Here is a 21,748-nt window from a genome sequence, read left to right as displayed (position 1 = left end):
ATGCCGCTCTTTCTCTCCGACGACCAGTCGCTGCTGCTCGAAACCGCGCGCGACTTCGTTGCCGCCAACGCGCCCGTTTCGCACCTGCGCGCGCTCCGCGACGCCGATGACCGTACCGGCTTTTCGCGCGATCTCTGGAAATCCTTCGCCGAGCTCGGCTTCACCGGCATCCTGATTCCCGAGGCCCAGGGCGGCCTGGGCCTCGGCCATGTCGAGGCGGGGATCGTGCTCGAGGAGATCGGGCGCAATCTCTCCCCCTCGCCTTTCCTCACCACCGCAGTCGCGGCGGTCTCGGGGCTCGGCGGCACCGCGCATGCCGACCGCTGGTTCCCCGGCATTCTCGCGGGCGAAACCGTCGCCGCGCTTGCGATCGACGAGGGGGCGAAGTTCACCGGCCAGATCGCGATGCGCGCCGAGCGTGCGGGCAACGGCTTCCGCCTCACCGGCACCAAGCGCTTCGTCCATCACGCGCATGTCGCCGATCTGCTGCTCGTCGCTGCGCGGACGGGCGAGGGCAGCGGCGACGCCGGGCTCACGCTGTTCGCGGTCGATCCCAAGGCGGCGGGCCTCGCCATCGACCCGCAGCGCCTCGCCGATTCGAGCCTTGCATCGGACATCACTTTCGACGGCGTGGCGGTCGATGCCGACAGCGTCGTCGGCGAAGTCGACGCCGGCGGCGTACTGCTGCGGCGGATGCTCGCGGCGGGTCGCGCCGGGGCTGCGGCCGAAATGCTCGGCGTCGGCGGCGGCGCGATGGCGATGACCATCGACTATCTCAAGCAGCGCAAACAGTTCGGCCTGCCGATCGGCAGCTTCCAGGCGCTCCAGCACCGCGCCGCGCATCTCTACAGCGAGATGGAGGTCGCGCGCGCGGCGGTGCTCAAGGCGCAGCAACTGCTCGATTCCGGCGACGGTGCCGACGAGGCCGTGGCGGTCGCGAAGGCGATGACCGGCTGGGCAACCACGCTCTCGGTCCAGGAATCGATCCAGATGCACGGCGGCATCGGCATGACCGACGCCTATGACGTCGGCTTCTACATGAAGCGCACCCGCGTGCTCGCCGAACTGTTCGGCGACGCCAATTTCCACGCCAACGCGCTCGCCGAAGCGTCGGGTTATTGAGGGGAGCGCGCACGCCACGATGACCGACGAACGCACGCCCGAGGCGCTGGTCGCCGGGCTCGTCCAGCTGCTCGATGTCGAGATGCTCGACATCGACCTGTTCCGCGGCCCGCGCCAGCCCGGCGGCGAAGGGCGGGTGTTCGGCGGTCAGGTGATCGCCCAGGCGCTTCAGGCGGCGCAGCGATCGGTGGCGGCCGAACAGGTTGCCCATTCGCTGCACGCCTATTTCATGCGTCCCGGCGACGAGAACCTGCCGATCCTCTATCGCGTCGAGCGCGACTTTGACGGGCGCAGCTTCGCCAATCGTCGCGTCGTCGCGATGCAGCGCGGCCAGCCGATCCTCAACCTCACCGCCTCGTTCCAGCGCCCCGAACCCGGCTATGCGCACCAGATCCCGATGCCCGAAGGCGTCCCCGAGCCCGAGGCGCTGCCGAGCGAGCGCGAACTGATCGCGATGATGCCCGACAGCGCATTGCCGGCGCTGCGGCGCCTGATCGCCCGCGGTCGCCCGATCGAGATCCGCCCCGCCAGCCGCCACAGCTGGCTGGCCACCGAACCGGGCGAGCCGGTCCAGCACAGCTGGTTCCGCGTGGTTGCGCCGCCGGGCGACGATCTCGCGCTCCATCGCGCGATGCTCGCCTATGCCAGCGACATGACGCTGCTCGGCACCAGCCTGTTGCCGCACGGTGCCAGTTGGGCACGCGGGCAGGTCCAGACCGCCAGCCTTGATCACGCGATCTGGTTCCATGAGCCGTTCCGCGCCGACCAATGGCTCCTCTACACCACCGACAGCCCGTGGAGCGGCCATTCGCGTGGCTTCAACCGCGGCCGGATCTACACGCGCGAGGGACAGTTGGTCGCCAGCGTCGCGCAGGAGGGGCTGATCCGTCCCCGCGCGCCGCGCCAGGACTGACCCGCCGCATGGCAACGGCGCCCCCGGCCCTTCACTGGGGCGGCGGAAAACGCTGTCATGGAAATATGCCTGTAATATCCCGGCTGCACAGCGCGCGGGCCGATGCGTTGCCCCTCTTCGCGTCGGCCCTCCCCGAACTACGGGGCAGCTTCGGCTGCCCCGACCTTTTCCGCCCCGCCCCACCGACCATCGGCGAGGCTCTTTTGCCGCGGCGGCCAAATCGCTATTCGCGCTCGGGTGAAGTACGATATCCATATCATCGGCGGCGGCCTCGCCGGATCCGAAGCGGCTTGGCAGCTCGCGCAGGCGGGCTGGAAAGTGCGCCTGTCCGAAATGCGCGGTTCGGGCGAAATGACCCCGGCGCACCAGACCGACCACCTTGCCGAGCTGGTCTGCTCGAACAGCTTCCGCTCGGATGATGCCGAACGCAACGCGGTCGGGCTGCTCCATCAGGAGATGCGCCGCCTCGGCTCGCTCATCTTCGCCCAGGGCGATGCGCACCGCCTGCCCGCCGGGTCGGCGCTCGCCGTCGATCGCGACGGCTTTTCGGCGGGAGTGACGCAGGCGCTCGCCGCGCATCCCAACATCACGATCGTGCGCGAACGGATCGACGCGCTTCCGGCAGAGGGCCCGACGATCGTCGCCACCGGCCCGCTCACCGCGCCCGCGCTGGCAGAGGCGATCGGTGCGGCGACCGGTGCGGACCATCTCGCCTTTTTCGATGCGATCGCGCCGATCGTCCATTTCGACTCGATCGACCTGGACAAGGCATGGTTCCAGTCGCGCTGGAACAAGGGGGCAGAGGTCCGCGCGGCTGACGGCGCAGAGGCCGACGACGTCCCGCCGACCGCGATCGACACCACCGCCGCCGGGCCGGGCCGCGACTATATCAACTGCCCGATGACGAAGGACGAGTATCTCGCCTTCCACGCTGCCCTGCTCGCCGCGGAAAAGACCGAGTTCCGCGAGTGGGAGAACGTCCCCTATTTCGACGGCTGCATGCCGATCGAGGTGATGGCCGAACGCGGCGTCGATACGCTCCGCTACGGCCCGATGAAGGGCGTGGGGCTTGACGATCCGCGCACCGGCCGCTGGCCCTATGCGGTGGTCCAGCTACGCCAGGACAATGCGTCGGGCACGCTCTGGAACATGGTCGGCTTCCAGACCAAGCTCAAATATGCCGAACAGGTCCGCATCTTTCGCACGATCCCCGGCCTCGAAAATGCCGAGTTCGCGCGGCTCGGCGGCCTCCATCGCAACACCTTCATCAAGTCGCCCGAACTGCTCGATCGCAGCCTGCGCCTGCGCCAGCGCCCGAATATCCGCTTTGCCGGCCAGGTGACGGGGTGCGAGGGTTATGTCGAAAGCGCGGCGATCGGAATGCTCGCCGGCCGCTTCGCCGCCGCCGAACTTGCCGGACGCACGCTGCCCCCGCCGCCACGCGAAACCGCGCTCGGCGCGCTGCTCGCGCACATCACCGGCGATGCCGAAGCAGAGACCTATCAGCCGATGAACGTCAATTTCGGGCTGTTCCCGCCGATCCCGGGGCGGACCAGGAAGGCCGATCGCAAGCTGCTCTACACCGAACGCGCGCGCACGGCCTTTGCGGACTGGCTGGGACAGGTCGCACCGCTCCCCGCCGCCTGACCGGCGGCGGCGCTGGGCAGCGCGCAGCAGGGATCAGTCGTCGCTGCCGCCGCCCTCGGCCTCGGCCGGCGCGGGTTTCGGGCAGGCACAGCGCGGATGCGCGGGCTTGCGCTTGGGCGCGGTGGTGGCGAACTCTTCGCGGGTAAGCGTCCCCGATCGGTCCTTGTCGGCCTGGTCGAAACGCGTGGTGGTCTTCACCGCCCACTCCTCGAAGCTCAGCTTGCCGTCGCCGTCGCGGTCGAGCTTGGCGAAGGCCTTGCGACGCGGCTCCAGATATTCGGCGCGTGCGATCGCGCCGTTACGGTCCTTGTCATATCGGTCGAACCGCTTCTGTTCGCGGCTACGCTCGGGCGCGCTCGGGGCGACGTCCGGAAGCGGCGGTGTCGGTGTCGCCTGCCCCGCGCCGGGTTTCGGCGCCGCGGGCAGCACGGCCCGCTCGCGCGCCTGTCCGCCGAACAGCAAGACCGCGGCCGTCCCCAGGAGCAGCGCAACCACTGCCCCCACTGCATAGCGCCACATCGCCAATCCCCCCGGATTGCCCCTGATGCGCGCAAATTATCAGAATTTCCGGCCGGTTAGAAGCGGCTCAACGCCCCGTCAGCCGGTGCCACAGCATACGGCCGACGCGGCCCGGCGCCCCCGTCGGAATGGGCGCATCGGCGGCGATCGCCAGGTCCATGCGCGCCAGATGCGCCATCGCCCCCAGCGCGCGCGTGCGGCCGCTCCACCGCCTGCGCGTCGCGCGCGTCAGCCGCTCGGCCGCAAGATCGCGTGCGATTGCCGCCTCGCCCGGCTCGCCGAGGTGGCGGGCAAGATCTCCGAGCGCCCATCCCGCACCGGCATCGGCCAGCGGATCGGCGGCGCGGGCGCCCAGCATCACGCCGCCCAGTTCGAACAGCGTCCCGCGCCCTGCGCCGAACCGTGCCAGCGCCGCCGCCTCGAGCGTGCTTTCCTCGACCAGAACTTCCCAGCCATGGACGATCGGGACGATCTGGGCGCCGCGAATGCCGCGCGGCAGCACCTCGGCCTCGATCGCACGCAGCACCGGCTCGGCCGGCGCGGGCGCATGGTCGAGCTTCTCAAGCGACTCGCGCCACCACGCCAGCCGCAACTGCCCCACCGCGGGCTCGCGCGTCGTCCGCAGCAACTGCGCCAGTGCATCGTCGAGCGCGAACAGCGCGGCCAGGCCGGCACGCGCCGACGGGGCGGCATAGGTGAGCGCCAGCGCGCGCTCGGGATGGGGCTCGGGATGGGGCTCGGAATGGGGCGGTAGGGAAGAATTCACCTCTCCCCTGTAGGCCGACGGACCGGCCCTTCAAAGAGGGCTGTTCGGTGAGAGTGGCTCCTGTTGGGTTTTGCATCGACGATCCCCCTGCCGGCACGGGTGACGGACGACTTGACGCTCGCCCGCCGCGACGGCTCCGGTTCCGGTTTCCTGGCACGGCTTCGCCGCGACCGGCGCGGCAACGCGCTCACGATCATTGCCGTCGCGATGATCCCGCTGATGCTGTTCGTCGGCTCGGCGGTCGATACCTCGCGCCTCTACATGGTGAAGTCGCGCCTTCAGCAGGCGTGCGACGCGGGCGTGCTGGCGGGCCGCAAGTTCATGACGACGACCGCCGGCACCACGCTCGACACGAATGCGAGCACGCAGGCGAGCGCCTTCTTCAACAACAATTTCAAGGCCGGGCTGTTCGGCGCAAAGAACATCAGCTTCACGCCGGTCAAGACGAGCGACAATCAGGTCGGCGGCACCGCCACCGCGGTCGTGCCGATGACGCTCACCCAGATGATGGGTTTCGGCGACACCACGCTCACCGTGACGTGCGAGGCGCGGTTCGACGTGTCCGACGTCGACGTGATGTTCGTTCTCGATACCACCGGCTCGATGGCCTATGCCGCCACCGACACCAGCTATAGCGGCCAGCCGACCCAGTCCTACACCCGGACCGACGGCACTACCGGCTATTATGTTCAGGAAAAGTCGAACGCACGGATCAAGGCGCTGCGCACCGCCGTGCTCAACTTCTACGACACGCTCGCCGCCGCCGCCGACCCGACGACCAAGATCCGCTACGGGCTGGTTCCGTACACGTCGACGGTGAATGTCGGCTATCAGCTTCCGGCCGGCTATCTGCTGACCGGCCAGCAATATTACCAGACGCGCCAGGTCATCGGGGATTCGGTCAGGAATTACATCAGTACCTCGACCTATTATTACACCTCCCAGCCCGCCTGCAACGCCAAGGCGAGCCGCGATCCGGCCACCGGGTATCGCAGCGACGGCACCGCGACGAGCTCTACCGTCAGCTGGAGCAGCGGCTGGGGCGGCGGCACCTGCACCGTCACCACGGCCACGGTCGGTCCGCTGTGGCGCTATGCCCGCCTTCCCGTCGACGTCACCCAATATGTCACCGGCGCAACGGTTCCCGATCCCAGCAAGGTCACCGGCGCGACGAGCAAGTGGCAGGGCTGCATCGAGGAGCGCGATACGCAAGCGCTGACGAGCTTCAGCCAGGCCGCGCTCCCGCCCGATCTCGATCCCGACCTGCTCGTCACCAGCGACGCGACGCGGTGGCGGCCGATGTGGCCGGACATCATCTACGATCGCAACGGCTACAACCCGTCGGTCGATACCGGCACCGACTACAACAATATCGGCGGCGGCAGCTATCTGCAGGGCGGCTGGGTGAGCTGCGGCAAGTCGGCCCAGCGCCTGACCGCGATGTCGCGCACGGACCTCAGCAACTATCTGAACGCCCCGGAATTCCGGCCCCAGGGCGGCACCTATCATGACACCGGCATGATCTGGGGCACGCGCCTGATCAACCCCACCGGCCCGTTTGCCAGCGACACCGCGCCCTGGCCCGGCCGCAACCAGCCGCTGCGCCACATCGTGTTCATGACCGACGGCGAGATGGCGCCCAGTATCGATATCTACGGCATGTACGCCTTCGAACGGTACGACAAGCGCGTCACCGGCGGCGACTTCAACTCCCAGACCGATCGCCACAATGCGCGCTTCCTCGCCGAATGCGAGGCGGCGAAGCGTCGCGGCATCACCGTCTGGGTCGTCGCCTTCGGCCAGTCGCTCACCACGCCGCTTCAGCAATGCGCGTCGAGCAGCGGCAATGCCTTCCAGGCGTCGAGCGACACCGCGCTCAACGCCGCGTTCCAGACGATCGCGAAGCGCGTCGCGATGCTGCGGCTGTCGAAATGACCGGCGCGCGCCCCCTCGGCCGGCGGTTGCGCCGGCTCGCGCCCGACCGCCGCGGCGTCACCGCGGTCGAGTTCGCGCTCATCACTCCCGCGTTGCTCATGGCGGTCATGGGGCTGATGGACATGGCCTATCAGGCCTATGCCCAGGCCGTGCTGGAAGGCGCGGTACAGAAGGCCGGCCGCGACTCCGGGATCGAAAGCGCCAGCCCGTCCACGATCGATGGCAAGGTCGCCGCCCAGATCCGTGCCGTCATCGCCAACGCCCAGGTCACGACCACCCGCAAAAGCTATACCAGCTTCGGCACCGTCGCCCCGGAACGCTTCACCGACGCCAACAACAACGGCGTGCGCGACCCCGGCGAATGCTATGACGACGTCAACGGCAACAAGATGTGGGACGCCGATCCCGGCCTCACCGGTCAGGGCGGCGCCAGCGACATCACGCTCTATTCGGTCAGCGTCAGCTACAAGCGGCTCTTCCCGCTCGCCGCGCTGATCGGCTGGTCGCCGACGATCAGCCTGTCGGCGCAGACGCTGCTCAAGAACCAGCCCTATGCCACCCAGGCGATCCCGACGGTGCAGAATCTATGCAACTGAGGTGCGCACGCCTGTTGCACGACCGGCGCGGCGCGGCATTCATCGAGTTCGCGCTCGGCCTGCCCGTGCTGCTGATGGCCGGGCTCTACGGCCTTGAGCTCACGCGCTATTCGCTGGTGAACCAGAAGCTCAGCCAGATCGCGCTCAACCTCGCCGACAATGCCTCGCGCGTCGGGCTGATGAGCGGCCAGGGCACCGTCCAGCTGCGCGAGGCGGACCTCAACGACGTGCTCCAGGCGGCGCGCTTCCAGGGCAATTCGATCGGGCTCACCACCAACGGCCGGATCACGCTCTCCAGCCTCGAAAACAGCGGGGGCACGCAGAAGATCCACTGGCAGCGCTGCCTCGGGCTTCAGCGCGGCGCCGGCTGGGATTCGAGCTACGGGACCACCGACCCCAGCGACGGCACCACCACCAACGCAGCCGACGCGGGAACGCCCGCGCCCAGCGGCATGGGCGACAGCGGCGCCATGGTGAACGCCCCCACCAACTCTGGCGTGATGTTCGTCGAGATCAACTATCAATACACGCCGCTCGTCGGCAACGGCTGGATCGCGAACACGCGCAAGCTGCACTTCATCGCGTCGTTCGTGGTCCGCGACAATCGCGACTTCGCCCAGATCTACAACCCCTCGCCCGCGGCCACCCGCTCGACCTGCGACCGCTACACGAGCTGATTGCCTCCAACAGCGAACCGGCCCGCCGCCTGCCCCCGGCAAGGGAGCGGACGACGGGCCGGCATGGCTCGGCGACGGTGGCGACCGCGTTTAGCGGTACGTCACCTTCTTGACTGCCGCGACCACCTTGTCGGCGGTGATCAGCGCCAGCTTTTCAAGGTTGGCGGCATAGGGAAGCGGCACGTCCTCGTCGGTGACGCGCAGCACCGGCGCGTCGAGGTCGTCAAAGCCGTCCTCCATCGCGATCGCGCAGATCTCCGACGCGATCGAACAGGTCGGCCAGCCTTCCTCGACAACCACCATCCGGTTGGTTTTCTTCAGGCTCTGGAGCACCGTCTCGCGGTCGAGCGGACGCAGCGTGCGCAGGTCGATCACCTCGGCCTCGATCCCCTCGGCGGCCAGCGTCTCCGCCGCTTCCAGCGCGACGCCGACACCGATCGAATAGGACACCAGCGTCACGTCGCGGCCCTCGCGGATCACGCGCGCCTTGCCGATCGGCAGGACATAGTCGTCGAGCTGCGGGATCTCGAATGTCCGGCCGTACATCAGCTCGTTCTCGAGGAACACGACCGGATCTTCCGAACGGATGGCCGCCTTCAACAGCCCCTTGGCATCGGCCGCGTCATAGGGCGCGATCACGATCAGCCCCGGCACGCTCGCATACCACGGGCCGTAATTCTGGCTGTGCTGCGCTCCCACGCGGCTCGCCGCGCCGTTCGGGCCGCGGAACACGATCGGGCACCGCATCTGGCCGCCCGACATATAGTTGGTCTTGGCCGCCGAATTGATGATGTGGTCGATCGCCTGCATGGCGAAGTTGAACGTCATGAACTCGACGATCGGCTTCAGCCCGCCCATCGCCGCGCCCGTGCCGACGCCGGCAAAGCCATATTCGGTGATCGGCGTGTCGATCACGCGCTGCGGCCCGAATTCCTCGAGCAGCCCCTGCGTCACCTTGTACGCGCCCTGATATTCGGCGACTTCCTCGCCCATCACGAACACGCGCGCGTCGGCCCGCATTTCCTCGGCCATCGCGTCGCGCAGCGCCTCGCGCACCGTCACCTTGACCATCGGCGTTCCCGCCGGGATGGCGGGATCGGAAACGGTCGCGGCCTTGTTGCTGGCAAGCTGCGTCGTGCCGCTGTCGGCCTTGCGCGGCGCGGGCGCATCCGATTCGGCCGCCTTGGCCGCAGCGGCGGGCGCCTCGGCGGCGGCGGCGGTCGCGGGCTTGGCGGCGTCCTCGCCCTCGCCCGCGATCATCGCGATCACGGTGCCGACCTTCACATTGTCGGTGCCCGCGGGCACCAGGATCTGCGCGACCGTGCCTTCGTCAACCGCTTCGAATTCCATCGTCGCCTTGTCGGTCTCGATCTCGGCGAGAATGTCGCCCGACTTCACCACGTCGCCTTCCTTGACGAGCCACTTGGCGAGCGTGCCTTCTTCCATCGTCGGCGACAGCGCCGGCATCTTCAGTTCGATCGCCATATCAATAGGACTCCACCAGCACGTCGGTATACAGTTCGGCCGGATCGGGCTCCGGCGTCTGTTCGGCGAAATCGGCGGCCTCGTTGACGATCTTGCGAATCTCCTGGTCGATCGGCTTCAGCGCGTCCTCGTCGACGCCCATCGCCGCCAGCTCGCGCTTGGCGGCCTCGATCGGGTCCGACTTCTCGCGCACCGCCTGCACTTCCTCGCGCGAGCGATACTTGGCCGGGTCCGACATCGAGTGGCCGCGATAGCGATAGGTCTTCATCTCGAGGATGATCGGTCCCTTGCCCGCGCGCACCCAGGCGAGTGCCTCCTCGGCCGCGCCGCGGCACGCAAGCACGTCCATGCCGTCGACCTGGATGCCGGGGATGCGGAAGCTCTCGCCGCGGCGATAGAGCTGGTCCTCCGCCGACGAACGGTTGACGCTGGTGCCCATGGCATACTGGTTGTTCTCGATCACATAGATGATCGGGAGCTTCCACAGCTCGGCCATGTTGAACGATTCGTACACCTGGCCCTGGTTCGCGGCGCCGTCGCCGAAATAGGCCATGGCGACGCCGCCGTCCCCGTTATACTTGTGCGCAAAGGCAAGCCCGGTGCCGAGCGAGACCTGCGCGCCGACGATCCCGTGGCCGCCGTAAAACTTCTTCTCGGTCGAAAACATGTGCATCGACCCGCCCTTGCCCTTCGAGATGCCGGCCTGGCGTCCCGTCAGCTCGGCCATGATGACCTTGGGATCGATGCCATAGGCGAGCATGTGGCCATGGTCGCGATAGCCGGTGATCACCGAGTCCTTCTCGCCGTCCAGCGCCGACTGCAGCCCGACGGCAACCGCCTCCTGGCCGATGTAAAGGTGACAGAAGCCGCCGATGAAGCCCAGGCCATAGAGCTGGCCGGCCTTTTCCTCGAAACGGCGGATCAGCAGCATCTGGCGATAAAAGGCGAGCAGCTCGTCCTTCGAGGCCGTGTACCGCTGCGGCTCGCTCGGCCGCTCGCGATTGGGTACCGGGGGTTCGACGGGGGTTTTGCGTGCCGGTGTTTTGGCCACGATATATCCTCTTGCCTGGGGGAGGTCAGGTCATTCGCCTATATGCGCGATCCCGCGGGGGACGCAACGTCAACGCATCGGGAACCGGGCTGTTCGCCCCTCGCCCTTCTGCCTGACCGCGCCTTTCCTCCCATGCCTGTCCTTTTGATTATGTCAACGTTGACCGTCCGCATGCGTCCCGAAAGCGGCGCACCGCCATCATGGACGAACCGTCACTTGCGGTCGAGCGGGACGATCACCTCGTCGGGGCGCGCCACGTTGAGCTGGCGGCGCACCAGTTCGTCGACCAGGTCGGGGTCGGCGCCGTGCCGGCGGTCGAGCAGGTTGACGCGGTTGCGCAATTCGGCGCGCCGCTTGTCGAGCGCGGCATATTCGGCCTGCTTCTGCTGCAGCTCGATCTTCAGCGCCTTGGTCGCGAAGATGCCCGTCGGCCCCATCACGGCATTATAGCCGAAAAAGGCGATCGCGATGAGCGCCGCAGCGGGAAGCCCCGCGCGGCGCAACAACGTCTGGATGGGGGACCGTCGCACCATGATCCCCTGTGTCGCGTATGACCAGTCGTTAATCAAGGTGCGATTTTCCCGGATTTTCAGTTCCGCAGGATCGACGTGCCGGCATAGACGGCGGCGTCGCCCAGCTCTTCCTCGATGCGGATCAGCTGGTTGTACTTGGCGAGCCGGTCCGAACGCGCCAGGCTGCCCGTCTTGATCTGCCCGCAATTGGTCGCCACCGCCAGGTCGGCGATCGTGGCGTCCTCGGTCTCGCCCGAACGATGCGACATCACCGCGGTGTACGACGAACGCTGCGCCAGGCTTACCGCCTCCAGCGTCTCGGTCAGCGTGCCGATCTGGTTGACCTTGACGAGCAGCGAGTTCGCCAGCCCCTGTTCGATCCCCATCGCCAGCCGCTTCGGGTTGGTGACGAACAGGTCGTCGCCGACCAGTTGGACCTTGTCGCCGATCGCGTCGGTCAGCGCCTTCCAGCCCTCGAAATCGTCCTCGGCCATGCCGTCCTCGATCGACAGGATCGGGTAACGCGCCGCCAGGTCGGCCAGATATTCGGCCATGCCCGTCGGCGACAGCACCTTGCCCTCGCCCGAGATGTGATAGGCGCCGTCACGGAAGAACTCGGTCGCGGCGCAGTCGAGCGCCAGCATCACGTCCTCGCCGGGGGTATAGCCCGCCGCCTCGATCGACTGCATCAGGAAGTCGAGCGCATCGGTGGTCGAGGCGATGTTGGGGGCAAAGCCGCCCTCGTCGCCCACGCCCGTCGCCAGCCCCTTGTCGTGCAGCTTCTTCTTCAGCGTGTGGAAGATCTCGGCACCGCACCGCACCGCCTCGACGATGTTCGGCGCGCCGACCGGCATGATCATGAATTCCTGGAAATCGATCGGATTGTCGGCATGTTCGCCGCCGTTGATGATGTTCATCATCGGCACCGGCAGGACATGCGCGCTCACCCCGCCGACATAGCGATAGAGCGGCAGGCCGCGCGCCTCCGCCGCCGCCTTCGCCACCGCCAGGCTGACGCCCAGGATCGCGTTGGCGCCCAGCCGGCCCTTGTTGGCGGTGCCGTCGAGTTCGATCATCACCCGGTCGAGGTCGGCCTGGTCCTCGGCGTCGAGGCCCAGCACGGCCTCGGCGATCTCGTCATTGACCGCGTCGATCGCGTCGTCGACGCCCTTGCCGAGCCAGCGGCTCTTGTCGCCGTCGCGCTTCTCGACGGCCTCGTGCGCGCCGGTCGACGCGCCCGAGGGCACCGCGGCGCGGCCGAAGCTGCCGTCTTCGAGCAGCACGTCGACTTCCACAGTCGGATTGCCGCGGCTGTCGAGGATCTGGCGGCCATGAATGTCGATGATTGCGGTCACGGAACGGTCTCCCTACGTAGGGTGTCGGATTGTCGGTGTTTCGCCGCGAGCCTCTAACGGCTTGTGCGCGGCACGGCAACGCGAAGGATGGAACCGCCACAAGTGCCTGTGGTTGTCTGGATCGAGCAACAGAAAGGGCTTCGGCATGGCTGACGAAACGATTTCCGGCGCGGCAACGCCCGCTATCCCGCTCAACGGCGACGAAGAGCCGCAGGCGCAGGCCCAGTCCAAGCGCAGCGCGACCGACACGCTGCGCGAGGAGGCGAGCAAGCTCGGCCAGCAGGCCGCCGATCAGGCGCGCAGCTTCGCCGACGAGGGCAAGGCCAAGGCAACGAGCGCGCTCGACGAATTCGCGCGGCTGATGGCCGGCGCGGCCGACGATGTCGATGCCAAGCTGGGGGCCGAATATGGCCGCTATGCGCGCAGCGCGGCCGAGGGCATTTCGGGCTTCGCCGATTCGCTCCGCAGCAAGGAGGTCGACGACCTGCTCGCCGACGCCAACGCGCTGATCCGCAAGAGCCCGGCGGTTGCCGTCGGCACCGCCGCCGCGCTCGGCTTCGTGCTCGCGCGGCTGGTGAAGTCGGGCGTCGATTCGGCGCGCGGCACTGCGGGCACGACAGACGGCGACGCCCCTGCGGCGGAACCGGCCACCACGGCGGCCCCGGCCGCCGGCACATCCGATGCGGCGGGCGGGGCGGCTTCGAACACGGCGTCGTCGAACGATGCCACCGGAACGGGTGGCACCGCGGGACCGAACCCGACGATCTGATCGGGGGCTGTGGGGGTGGAACAACCCGAACCTGACGACGCCGCGATCGGCGTGGTGATCGCGCGGCTGGTCGACGATGCGCGGGCCTATGTTCGTGCCGAACTCGACTATGCCGGCGCGGTCGTCGCCGATCGGCTGGCGCTGGCGCGACGCGCGCTTCTCTTCGTCTCGATCGCGGCGGTGCTCGTGATCGCGGCGGCGATCGCGCTCGTCGTGGGGCTGGTGCTTGCGCTCGCCGCGCTGATCGGCGCTGGCTGGGCGACGCTGATCGTCGTGGTGGCGACGCTGGGCGTCGCGGCGCTGTTCGGCTGGGCCGGCGTTCGGCGCTTCGGCCGGGCGACGCGGCGGCCATGAGCGCGGGCGCCTCCGATCCGGTCGCCGCGGCGCGGGCACGCGCCGACGCCGCGCGCGCCCGGCTGATCGCCTCGGCGACGGCGACCCAGGCACGGCTTGCCCCGGCGCGGCTTGCGCAGGATGCGCTCGACGGCGTTACCGAACGCGCGACTGCGGCGGCGCTGCGCGGCGCCCGGGCCGCGCGGCGCCGTCCGCTCGCGATTGCCGGCGTCGCCGCCGCGATCGGGCTGTTCGCCGCGCGCGGCTGGTTCGGCCGCCGCAGCCGGGGGAACGAAGCCGATCCCGACGAAACCCCGTCCGGTGCGGCGGGTTTGGACAGCGATGCGACTTGGATGAAAGGATCCTCGAAATGACCAGCGAAACCAACACCGGACCCGCCGCCGAGACCATGGGTGACAAGGTCCGCACGACGATCGACGAGCTGGGCTCCAACCCGGTCGCGCTGCTCGCCGCGGGCGTCGCGGTCGGCGCGCTGCTCGGTGCGCTGATCCCGCGGCTCGCCAAGGAGCGCGAGTTGCTCGAACCCGTCGGGCGCAAGCTCGCCGAGCGCGCGACCGCGGCGGCACAGGCGGCCAAGGAAGCGGGCCGGCAGGAGCTCGACGCGCTGCTCCCCGACCGCGACGCGACCAAGTCGCGCGTGACCTCGCTCATCGGCAATGTCGTCGACGCGGCCAAGAACGCGGCCCGCGCCGACTGATCGTTTTCCGCGCCGGGACCATGCGCGCGGTCGAGAAAAGGCGCATGGACTCGGCGCACCTCCGAACGGGCCGTTTTGACCTTCGGACGGCCCTTAGTTGCGGTAATTTTGCGCCGTGGCGACACCGGTTGCACGCGAACAGCGATATATTGCAACCAATCGGTCTTGAGCCGGGGCGTCGGTCGCCGTTAAGGGGACCGCGTTATCGCACTCCCCAGGAGGTCTCTTTGAGCAAGCTTCATCTCGTCTTCGGCGGCCGCGTGGCCGACCCGCAGACGCTCGACTTCGTCAATCCGGAAAAGCTGGATATCGTCGGCATTTACGCCGATTACGAGGCCGCCGAAAAGGCGTGGCGCGCCGCTGCCCAGCGCACCGTCGACGACGCCGAAATGCGTTACGTCGTCGTCCATCTGCACCGTCTGCTCGAGCCCGAACTCGACCCCAAGGGCTGATCGCCGCTGCGACCGGGGGCCGTCCCGCGCCCCCGCCCTTCTCCCGGCCGCCTCAGGCCAGCTGCCGAAGATGCCGCCGCGCCAAGGGCCGCGCGAGCGCGATTCCGGCCAGAAAACCGCCGATATGCGCGGCCGCGGCCACGCCATAGCCGCTGGCCTGCATCGCAAAGGCGAGCATCAGGTTGAGCACCACCCACGCCGCCGCCAGCCAGAGCACATGCACGACAGTCGCCGGCACCGGCCCGATCGCCCGCGCGCGCGCCCGGCCGAAAATCAGCGCATAGGCGCCCAGGATCGCCGACGCGGCGCCGCTCGCGCCGATCATCGGCGTTACCGAATGCGGGTCAGGCAACCATTGCGCGAACGCAGCGGCATAGGCACCGGCGATATAGAGGATCACGATCCCCACGGCGCCCACGACCGGCTCGGTCATCCGCCCGACAAAGGCCAGGATCAGCATGTTGCTGACCAGGTGAAGCATGCCGCCATGCATCAACGTACACGTCAGCGGCGTCAGCCACACCGGAACCGCGGCAAAATCGGTGCCCACGCCGCTCGCACGCGCGGGAATGAAGCCCGCGCGCTGCGACCATTCCAGGGGGTCGAGCCCGTAATAGACGAGGATGGAAACCGCCACCGTCAACAGGACGATGGCGAGCGTTCCCACGGGCCGCCGCATGGGGCGCTGCCTCAGATGAACTCGATCCGCGAGACCAGATAGTAACGGTCGCCCGCGGGGACCGAAACCTCGATCTCCTCGTCGACCTTGCGCCCGATCAGCGCACGCCCCAGCGGCGAGTTGTACGAGATGCGGCCCTTGCTCGCATCCGCTTCGGTCTGGCCGACAATCTGGTACTTCACCGGCTTGTCGTCCTCGTCGAGCAGCGTCACCGTCGCGCCGAACACGATCTTGTCGCCCGAAAGCTCCTTGGGATCGATGATCTGCGCGCGGCTCAGCTTGTCCTCGATATCGGCGATCGAGGCTTCGACCTGGCCCTGACGCTCCTTGGCGGCATGATATTCGGCGTTTTCCGAAAGGTCGCCATGCGCGCGCGCTTCCTCGATCGCATCCACGATCTGCGGTCGTTCGGCTTTGAGCCGCTTCAGCTCCTCGCTGAGCTTCTCATAGCCTTCCGCCAGCATCGGCATCTTCTCGACCGTCGCCATACTCTCAGCCGTCCTTCGTAAAACGCTTCATCGCCGGACATCCCGCCGGACGGCGGGACCCCGCACACATGAAAACCGGGCGTTTGGGATCAATTGTGCGAACGCGAATAGTAGGACTGCAACGGGCAAACATCAAGCGGGTGCCCCGAAAGGGCCGCAATCGCATGCGCCGCAGCGACGCTGGCAGACGCCGTAGTGAAATACGGCACCTTCTGCGCGAGCGAGGAGCGACGGATACTCGCGGAATCCTTCAGCGACTGCCAGCCTTCGGTCGTGTTGAAAACAAGCGCGATGTCGCCGTCCTGAATGCGGTCGACGATGTGCGGGCGCCCCTGCGCCACCTTGTTCACGCGCTCCACCGCAACGCCCTCAGCCTCCAGATAGCTGGCGGTGCCGCCGGTCGCGACGATGCGGAAGCCCAGATCGGTGAGGATACGCACGCCGGGCAGGATGACCGGCTTGTCGCTGTCCTTCACGCTCACGAATACCGTGCCCGACTTGGGCAGGATCGTGCCGGCTCCAAGCTGGGACTTGGCAAAGGCCGTCGCAAAATCCCGATCGATTCCCATCACTTCGCCGGTGGACTTCATTTCCGGTGAGAGGACGGGATCGACGCCGGGGAAGCGTCCCCACGGGAACACCGCTTCCTTCACGGCGATATGGCCGATGTTGCGGTCGATCTTCGGAAGCGCCGCGAGCTTTTCGCCCGCCATCACCCGCGCCGCGATCTTGGCGATGGGGGTGCCGATCGCCTTGGCGACGAACGGAACCGTGCGGCTCGCGCGCGGATTGACCTCGATCAGATAGACTTCGCCGTCCTTGACCGCGAACTGGATGTTCATCAGCCCCTTGACCTTGAGCGCTCGGGCCAGGGCATCGGCCTGGCGCTCGATCTCGGCGACGATCGCGTCCGACAGGCTATAGGGCGGGATCGAACACGCGCTGTCACCCGAATGGACGCCGGCCTCTTCGATATGCTGGAGCACACCCGCGACGACAACATCGGTGCCGTCGGCGATCGCATCCACATCCACCTCGATCGCATCGCGCAGATACTGGTCGATCAGCACGGGTGAATCACCCGAAACCTGAACCGCAGTCTGGATATAGTCGTCCAGCTGCTGCGTGGTGTCGACGATCTCCATCGCCCGGCCGCCCAGCACATAGCTCGGCCGCATCAGCACCGGATAGCCGATCCGCTCGGCGACGCGCACCGCCTCGTCGCGGCTGCGGGCGATGCCGTTCATCGGCTGCTTGAGGCCCAGCTTGGCGACGAGATCGGCGAAGCGCTCGCGGTCCTCGGCCAGGTCGATCGCGTCCGGGCTGGTGCCTAGGATCGGGATCCCCGCATCCTCCAGCGCCTTGGCGAGGTTGAGCGGGGTCTGCCCGCCGAACTGGACGATCACGCCAGCCAGCTCGCCCCGGGACTTTTCGACCTCGAGGATTTCGAGAACATCCTCGGCGGTCAGCGGCTCGAAATAGAGCCGGTCCGAGGTGTCATAGTCGGTGCTCACCGTCTCCGGATTGCAGTTGACCATGATCGTCTCATAGCCCGCATCTTCCAGCGCGAAGCACGCGTGGCAGCAACAATAGTCGAACTCGATCCCCTGACCGATCCGGTTGGGGCCGCCGCCCAGGATCACGATCTTGCGCCGTTCGGACGGCATCGCCTCGTTCTCGGGCTCGCCGAAGCTCGGCGCCTCGTAGGTCGAGTACATGTAAGGCGTCCGCGCCTCGAATTCGGCCGCGCAGGTGTCGATCCGCTTGAATACCGGCCGCACGCCCAGCCGGTGGCGCAACTTGCGCACTTCCTGCTCGGTGATGCCGCCCGTCATCGCAACGACGGCGTCGCGCACCAGCCCCGCGCCACGGGCGATGCCGCGCTCGGTCCCCTTGGGGAGGTTGGCCGACTTCAGCGCCAGATAGGCAAGCCGCTTGTCCGAAAAGCCCATGGTCTTCAGTCTGCGCATCCCCGCCGCATCATGCGGCAACCCGTTCGCGATCACCTCGCGCTCGGCCTCGACGATCTCGCGGATGCGTTCGAGGAACCAGGGATCATATTTGGCGAGCGCATGCACTTCGGCGACGGTGAAGCCCTCGCGCAGCGCCTGCGCGGCAACGAGCAAGCGGTCGGGCGTGGCGCGGGTCAGCGCCGCCTCGATCGCATCACGCGGCGCACCGACCAGATGATCGACGTCGTTGAAGCCCGACAGGCCCGTCTCGAGCCCGCGCAGCGCCTTTTGCAGGCTCTCGTGGATCGAGCGGCCGATCGCCATCACCTCGCCGACCGATTTCATCGCGGTCGACAGCACCGGCTCGGCGCCCTTGAACTTCTCGAAGGCGAACCGCGGAATCTTGGTGACGATGTAGTCGATCGTCGGCTCGAAACTCGCCGGGGTCGCCTTGGTGATGTCGTTTTCGATCTCATCGAGCGTATAGCCCACCGCCAGCTTCGCCGCGACCTTGGCGATGGGGAAGCCCGTCGCCTTCGACGCGAGCGCCGACGAACGGCTCACGCGCGGGTTCATCTCGATGACGACCAGCCGGCCATCCTTCGGATTGACTGCGAACTGAACGTTCGAACCACCTGTTTCGACGCCGATTTCCCGCAGGACCGCGATCGATGCATTGCGCATGATCTGGTATTCCTTGTCGGTCAGCGTCAGCGCCGGCGCGACCGTGATCGAGTCGCCCGTATGGACCCCCATCGGGTCGATATTCTCGATCGAGCAGACGATGATGGCATTGTCGTTCCGATCCCGGACGACCTCCATCTCATATTCCTTCCAGCCGAGCAGCGATTCCTCGATCAGCACCTCGGTGGTCGGAGAAGCGTCGAGCCCCTTGCGGACGATCTCGAGAAACTCTTCCTTGTTGTAGGCAACACCGCCGCCCGTGCCGCCCAGCGTGAAGCTGGGCCGGATGATCGCGGGCAATCCGACAATGTCGAGCCCGGCCAGCGCCTCGGCCTCGCTGTGCGCGATCGCCGAACGCGCGCTTTCGAGCCCGATCTTGTCCATCGCCGCCTTGAACTTCTGGCGATCCTCGGCCTTGTCGATCGCCTCCGCATCGGCACCGATCATCTTGACGCCAAACTTGTCGAGCGTGCCGTCCTCGAACAGCGCCAGCGCGGTGTTGAGCGCGGTCTGGCCGCCCATCGTCGGCAGGACGGCGTCGGGCCGCTCCTTCTCGATGATCTTGGCGACGACCGCAGGCGTGATCGGCTCGATATAGGTCGCGTCGGCCAGCTCGGGATCGGTCATGATCGTCGCCGGGTTCGAATTGACCAGGACGATGCGATAGCCCTCTTCCTTCAGGGCCTTGATCGCCTGCGTGCCCGAATAATCGAACTCGCACGCCTGACCGATGACGATCGGCCCCGCGCCGATGACGAGGATGGAGGAGATGTCGGTGCGTTTGGGCATTAGAAGGGGAGCCGCTTTCTAAGAAACACTGTTTCAATCATGTCTGGTATCTGGCCCATGTCTAAACTAACTCGGCCATCATCGTTGCAATGCTTTTTTGCACTCTTCTGAATTGCAGCCAGCTGTTGGAGAAACAGGCCCTTCAAGTAATCGGCGTCATCGGGCGATCGCAGCGCGACTTCTGCGACCAGGGTCCGATATATATATCGTCCCGCGTACGGGTCGGGTCGATTCCTCAAGCCGCATTGCGCAACATAAGAGATTTTCATCCCAACATTCGTTCGCTCAACCGTAAGCGGAACGTGGCGCGCACTACAAAGAGGTTCACCCTTAGCATCGAGGTGTCCCGGTAAGCAGGCATAGCTCCAGTCCGACTGCGGGATGAAAGCAGTCGAAGGTCGCTCCTGACCCACCGAAATGGCCAATGCAGCGGCCAGGATCTGTCCAACGACTATCATACAGCGCTCACCATCATCCCCACGAACCGCTCGAACAGATAGAGGCTGTCCTGCGGGCCCGGGCTGGCTTCGGGGTGGTATTGCACGCTGAACGCCGGGCGGTCGGTGAGCTCGATGCCGGCGTTAGAGCCGTCGAACAGCGACACATGCGTCTCGCGCGCATTGGCCGGCAGGCTCTCGCGCTCGACGGCGAAGCCGTGGTTCATGCTGGTGATCTCGACCGCCCCGTCTTCCAGCCGCTTGACCGGATGGTTGGCGCCGCGATGGCCCTGGAACATCTTGGTGGTCCGCGCGCCCACCGCGAGCGCGAGCAGCTGGTGGCCGAGGCAGATGCCGAACAGCGGCTTGCCGGTCTCGAGCAGCTTCCGGATCACCGGTACGGCATATTTGCCGGTCGCGGCCGGATCGCCGGGGCCGTTCGACAGGAAGAAGCCGTCGGGGTTGAACGACATGATCTGCTCGAACGTCGCGGTTGCGGGCAGCACGGTCACGTCCGCGCCGGCATGGACGAGGTTGCGGAAGATGTTGCGCTTCGAACCATAGTCGATCGCCACGACGTGCGGGCGCTTGTCGCCCGGCCGCGTATCGTCATAACCGGCGCCGAGCCGCCAGACGCCGCCTTCCCAGCCGAAATGCGTCTCGCACGACACGGTGATGGCAAGGTCCATCCCCTCCAGCCCCGGCCATTCCTGCGCCATGCGGATCAGCGCCGGAATGTCGAACCGCCCGTCGCGCGAATGCGCAATCACGCCGTTCGGCGCGCCGCCGACGCGGATGCGCCGCGTCAGCGCGCGCGTATCGACGCCCGCGATGCCGATGCGGCCGTGTTCGCGCATCCAGGCGTCGAGCCGTTCGACTGCACGGAAGTTCGACGGTTCGGTGACGTCCTGGCGCACGATCATGCCGAGCGCATGCGGATCGTCGGCCTCGATATCCTCGGCGTTGGCGCCGACATTGCCGATATGCGGGAAGGTGAAATTGATGATCTGACCGGCGAAGCTCGGGTCGGTCATGATCTCCTGATAACCGGTCATCGCGGTGTGGAAACACACCTCGCCGACCGCCTGCCCTTCGGCGCCGAAACCACGGCCCCATAACACCTCGCCCGAGGCCAGAACCAGAGCGGCAGTCGCACCTGCGGGCACGGGAAAGGGTTTGGCGTCGGCCATTGTGGGCGGGCACTCCATAGTTTGGGCTGGCAATGTTGCTAAGGCCCGTCCGCTAGACGCCGGGGGGGCGTGCGTCAATCTGTTAAAATCGGGTGAGCCGCGCTAGGCTGGCTCCCCTCCCAAGCTTCGCGCTTTACCACATCGAGAGAGATCATGATTCGCGACGACATCAAGGCCGCGCTCGTCACCGCCATGAAGGTAGGTGACAAGCAGGGCACGGCGACCATCCGCCTCATTCAGAGCGCCATCAAGAACCGCGACATCGAGGCGCGGACCGGCGGCGCTCCCGCCGACGACGACGCGCTGGTCGTCGAGGTGCTGCAAAAGATGGTCAAGCAGCGCCGCGAATCGATCGAGATGTATGTGAAGGGCGGCCGGCAGGAACTGGCCGACCAGGAGGCGGCCGAGGTCGTCGTAATCGAACGCTTCCTGCCCGCACAGCTCAGCGAAGACGATACCCGCGCCGCGATCGAGGCGATCAAGGCCGAACTGGGCGCCACCGGCATGAAGGACATGGGCCGGGTGATGGCCGAGCTTAAGGCACGCCATGCCGCGCAGCTCGACATGAGCAAGGCCAGTGCGCTGGTAAAGGCAGCGCTCGCCTGATGCGACGGTGCGGCGCGCCTTGGGGGAATCCCCGGGCGGGCCGCTCCGCCGCCGGCGAGCGACAGATACGACG

At 67.2% G+C, this 21,748-nt stretch carries 22 protein-coding genes; 12 read left to right on the top strand and 10 right to left on the bottom strand.

Annotation, left to right across the window (positions count from 1 at the left end):
• The 3 genes from ACT3CF_RS09520 (at position 1) to trmFO (ending at position 3,682) form a co-directional block, all read left to right on the top strand.
• Complete coding sequence (locus tag ACT3CF_RS09520; protein ID WP_478422198.1) at positions 1-1,122, top strand: acyl-CoA dehydrogenase family protein; 1,122 nt, start codon at positions 1-3, stop codon at positions 1,120-1,122.
• Between the two features lie 19 nt (positions 1,123-1,141).
• Positions 1,142-2,035, top strand: a complete 894-nt coding sequence (locus ACT3CF_RS09515) for an acyl-CoA thioesterase (protein ID WP_478422196.1) — start codon at positions 1,142-1,144, stop codon at positions 2,033-2,035.
• A 237-nt stretch (positions 2,036-2,272) separates the two neighbouring features.
• The gene (gene trmFO, locus ACT3CF_RS09510) at positions 2,273-3,682 is read left to right on the top strand and encodes a methylenetetrahydrofolate--tRNA-(uracil(54)-C(5))-methyltransferase (FADH(2)-oxidizing) TrmFO (RefSeq protein WP_478422194.1); all 1,410 of its coding nucleotides are present in this window, start codon (positions 2,273-2,275) and stop codon (positions 3,680-3,682) included.
• A gap of 33 nt (positions 3,683-3,715) precedes the next feature.
• On the opposite strand, the gene ACT3CF_RS09505 is transcribed toward trmFO, so the two are convergent.
• Both ACT3CF_RS09505 and ACT3CF_RS09500 read right to left on the bottom strand, forming a co-directional pair.
• The gene (locus tag ACT3CF_RS09505) at positions 3,716-4,201 is read right to left on the bottom strand and encodes an EF-hand domain-containing protein (RefSeq protein WP_478422192.1); all 486 of its coding nucleotides are present in this window, start codon (positions 4,199-4,201) and stop codon (positions 3,716-3,718) included.
• Positions 4,202-4,268: 67 nt separating this feature from the next.
• Positions 4,269-4,967, bottom strand: a complete 699-nt coding sequence (locus ACT3CF_RS09500) for a squalene/phytoene synthase family protein (protein ID WP_478422191.1) — start codon at positions 4,965-4,967, stop codon at positions 4,269-4,271.
• A 99-nt stretch (positions 4,968-5,066) separates the two neighbouring features.
• On the opposite strand from ACT3CF_RS09500, the gene ACT3CF_RS09495 reads away from it, so the two are divergent.
• From ACT3CF_RS09495 to ACT3CF_RS09485, 3 genes are read left to right on the top strand one after another with little or no spacing between them, the layout of a single operon-like run.
• On the top strand, positions 5,067-6,902 hold the full coding sequence (locus ACT3CF_RS09495; RefSeq protein ID WP_478422189.1) for a TadE/TadG family type IV pilus assembly protein: 1,836 nt from the start codon (positions 5,067-5,069) through the stop codon (positions 6,900-6,902).
• Positions 6,899-7,498 carry a TadE/TadG family type IV pilus assembly protein gene (locus ACT3CF_RS09490; RefSeq protein WP_478422187.1) on the top strand — a complete coding sequence of 200 codons (600 nt, stop codon included), beginning with the start codon at positions 6,899-6,901 and terminating at the stop codon, positions 7,496-7,498. The genes ACT3CF_RS09495 and ACT3CF_RS09490 overlap by 4 nt, the downstream gene beginning before the upstream one ends.
• The gene (locus tag ACT3CF_RS09485) at positions 7,489-8,175 is read left to right on the top strand and encodes a TadE/TadG family type IV pilus assembly protein (protein ID WP_478422185.1); all 687 of its coding nucleotides are present in this window, start codon (positions 7,489-7,491) and stop codon (positions 8,173-8,175) included. Before ACT3CF_RS09490 ends, ACT3CF_RS09485 begins: the two co-directional genes overlap by 10 nt.
• A gap of 90 nt (positions 8,176-8,265) precedes the next feature.
• Here ACT3CF_RS09485 and ACT3CF_RS09480 read toward each other — a convergent pair whose 3' ends face one another.
• The 4 genes from ACT3CF_RS09480 to eno form a co-directional block, all read right to left on the bottom strand.
• Positions 8,266-9,660: a pyruvate dehydrogenase complex E1 component subunit beta gene (locus ACT3CF_RS09480; protein ID WP_478422184.1), complete on the bottom strand. Its 1,395-nt coding sequence runs from the start codon at positions 9,658-9,660 to the stop codon at positions 8,266-8,268.
• A gap of 1 nt (position 9,661) precedes the next feature.
• Positions 9,662-10,711: a pyruvate dehydrogenase (acetyl-transferring) E1 component subunit alpha gene (gene pdhA, locus ACT3CF_RS09475; RefSeq protein ID WP_478422182.1), complete on the bottom strand. Its 1,050-nt coding sequence runs from the start codon at positions 10,709-10,711 to the stop codon at positions 9,662-9,664.
• A 212-nt stretch (positions 10,712-10,923) separates the two neighbouring features.
• On the bottom strand, positions 10,924-11,244 hold the full coding sequence (locus tag ACT3CF_RS09470) for an FtsB family cell division protein (protein ID WP_478422181.1): 321 nt from the start codon (positions 11,242-11,244) through the stop codon (positions 10,924-10,926).
• Between the two features lie 56 nt (positions 11,245-11,300).
• Complete coding sequence (gene eno / locus ACT3CF_RS09465) at positions 11,301-12,578, bottom strand: phosphopyruvate hydratase (protein ID WP_478422179.1); 1,278 nt, start codon at positions 12,576-12,578, stop codon at positions 11,301-11,303.
• A gap of 145 nt (positions 12,579-12,723) precedes the next feature.
• Between eno and ACT3CF_RS09460 the strand changes: the two genes are divergently transcribed.
• The 5 genes from ACT3CF_RS09460 to ACT3CF_RS09440 all read left to right on the top strand — a co-directional run bounded on the left by ACT3CF_RS09460 (position 12,724) and on the right by ACT3CF_RS09440 (position 14,850).
• On the top strand, positions 12,724-13,347 hold the full coding sequence (locus ACT3CF_RS09460; RefSeq protein WP_478422177.1) for a hypothetical protein: 624 nt from the start codon (positions 12,724-12,726) through the stop codon (positions 13,345-13,347).
• A gap of 15 nt (positions 13,348-13,362) precedes the next feature.
• Positions 13,363-13,701, top strand: a complete 339-nt coding sequence (locus ACT3CF_RS09455) for a phage holin family protein (RefSeq protein WP_478422175.1) — start codon at positions 13,363-13,365, stop codon at positions 13,699-13,701.
• Entirely contained in the window at positions 13,698-14,054 is a 357-nt protein-coding gene (locus tag ACT3CF_RS09450; protein WP_478422174.1) for a hypothetical protein, read from the top strand. The genes ACT3CF_RS09455 and ACT3CF_RS09450 overlap by 4 nt, the downstream gene beginning before the upstream one ends.
• Positions 14,051-14,398, top strand: coding sequence for a hypothetical protein (locus tag ACT3CF_RS09445; protein WP_478422172.1), 348 nt, complete (start codon positions 14,051-14,053; stop codon positions 14,396-14,398). Before ACT3CF_RS09450 ends, ACT3CF_RS09445 begins: the two co-directional genes overlap by 4 nt.
• Before the next feature lie 227 nt (positions 14,399-14,625).
• On the top strand, positions 14,626-14,850 hold the full coding sequence (locus tag ACT3CF_RS09440; protein ID WP_478422170.1) for a DUF4170 domain-containing protein: 225 nt from the start codon (positions 14,626-14,628) through the stop codon (positions 14,848-14,850).
• A 52-nt stretch (positions 14,851-14,902) separates the two neighbouring features.
• On the opposite strand, the gene ACT3CF_RS09435 is transcribed toward ACT3CF_RS09440, so the two are convergent.
• The 4 genes from ACT3CF_RS09435 to carA form a co-directional block, all read right to left on the bottom strand.
• Entirely contained in the window at positions 14,903-15,529 is a 627-nt protein-coding gene (locus ACT3CF_RS09435) for a rhomboid family intramembrane serine protease (protein ID WP_478422169.1), read from the bottom strand.
• A gap of 11 nt (positions 15,530-15,540) precedes the next feature.
• Positions 15,541-16,017, bottom strand: a complete 477-nt coding sequence (gene greA / locus ACT3CF_RS09430) for a transcription elongation factor GreA (RefSeq protein WP_478422168.1) — start codon at positions 16,015-16,017, stop codon at positions 15,541-15,543.
• A gap of 89 nt (positions 16,018-16,106) precedes the next feature.
• Positions 16,107-19,442, bottom strand: coding sequence for a carbamoyl-phosphate synthase large subunit (gene carB / locus ACT3CF_RS09425; RefSeq protein ID WP_478422167.1), 3,336 nt, complete (start codon positions 19,440-19,442; stop codon positions 16,107-16,109).
• Positions 19,443-19,896: 454 nt separating this feature from the next.
• Positions 19,897-21,069 (bottom strand): glutamine-hydrolyzing carbamoyl-phosphate synthase small subunit, encoded by a 1,173-nt coding sequence (carA, locus tag ACT3CF_RS09420; protein ID WP_478422165.1) that lies wholly within the window; start codon positions 21,067-21,069, stop codon positions 19,897-19,899.
• A gap of 153 nt (positions 21,070-21,222) precedes the next feature.
• Between carA and ACT3CF_RS09415 the strand changes: the two genes are divergently transcribed.
• Positions 21,223-21,675, top strand: a complete 453-nt coding sequence (locus ACT3CF_RS09415; protein ID WP_478422164.1) for a GatB/YqeY domain-containing protein — start codon at positions 21,223-21,225, stop codon at positions 21,673-21,675.
• Positions 21,676-21,748: the final 73 nt, after the last annotated feature.

The sequence above is a fragment of the Sphingomonas chlorellae genome (assembly GCF_056485145.1).
This window is presented reverse-complemented; position numbering and strand designations above follow the sequence as displayed.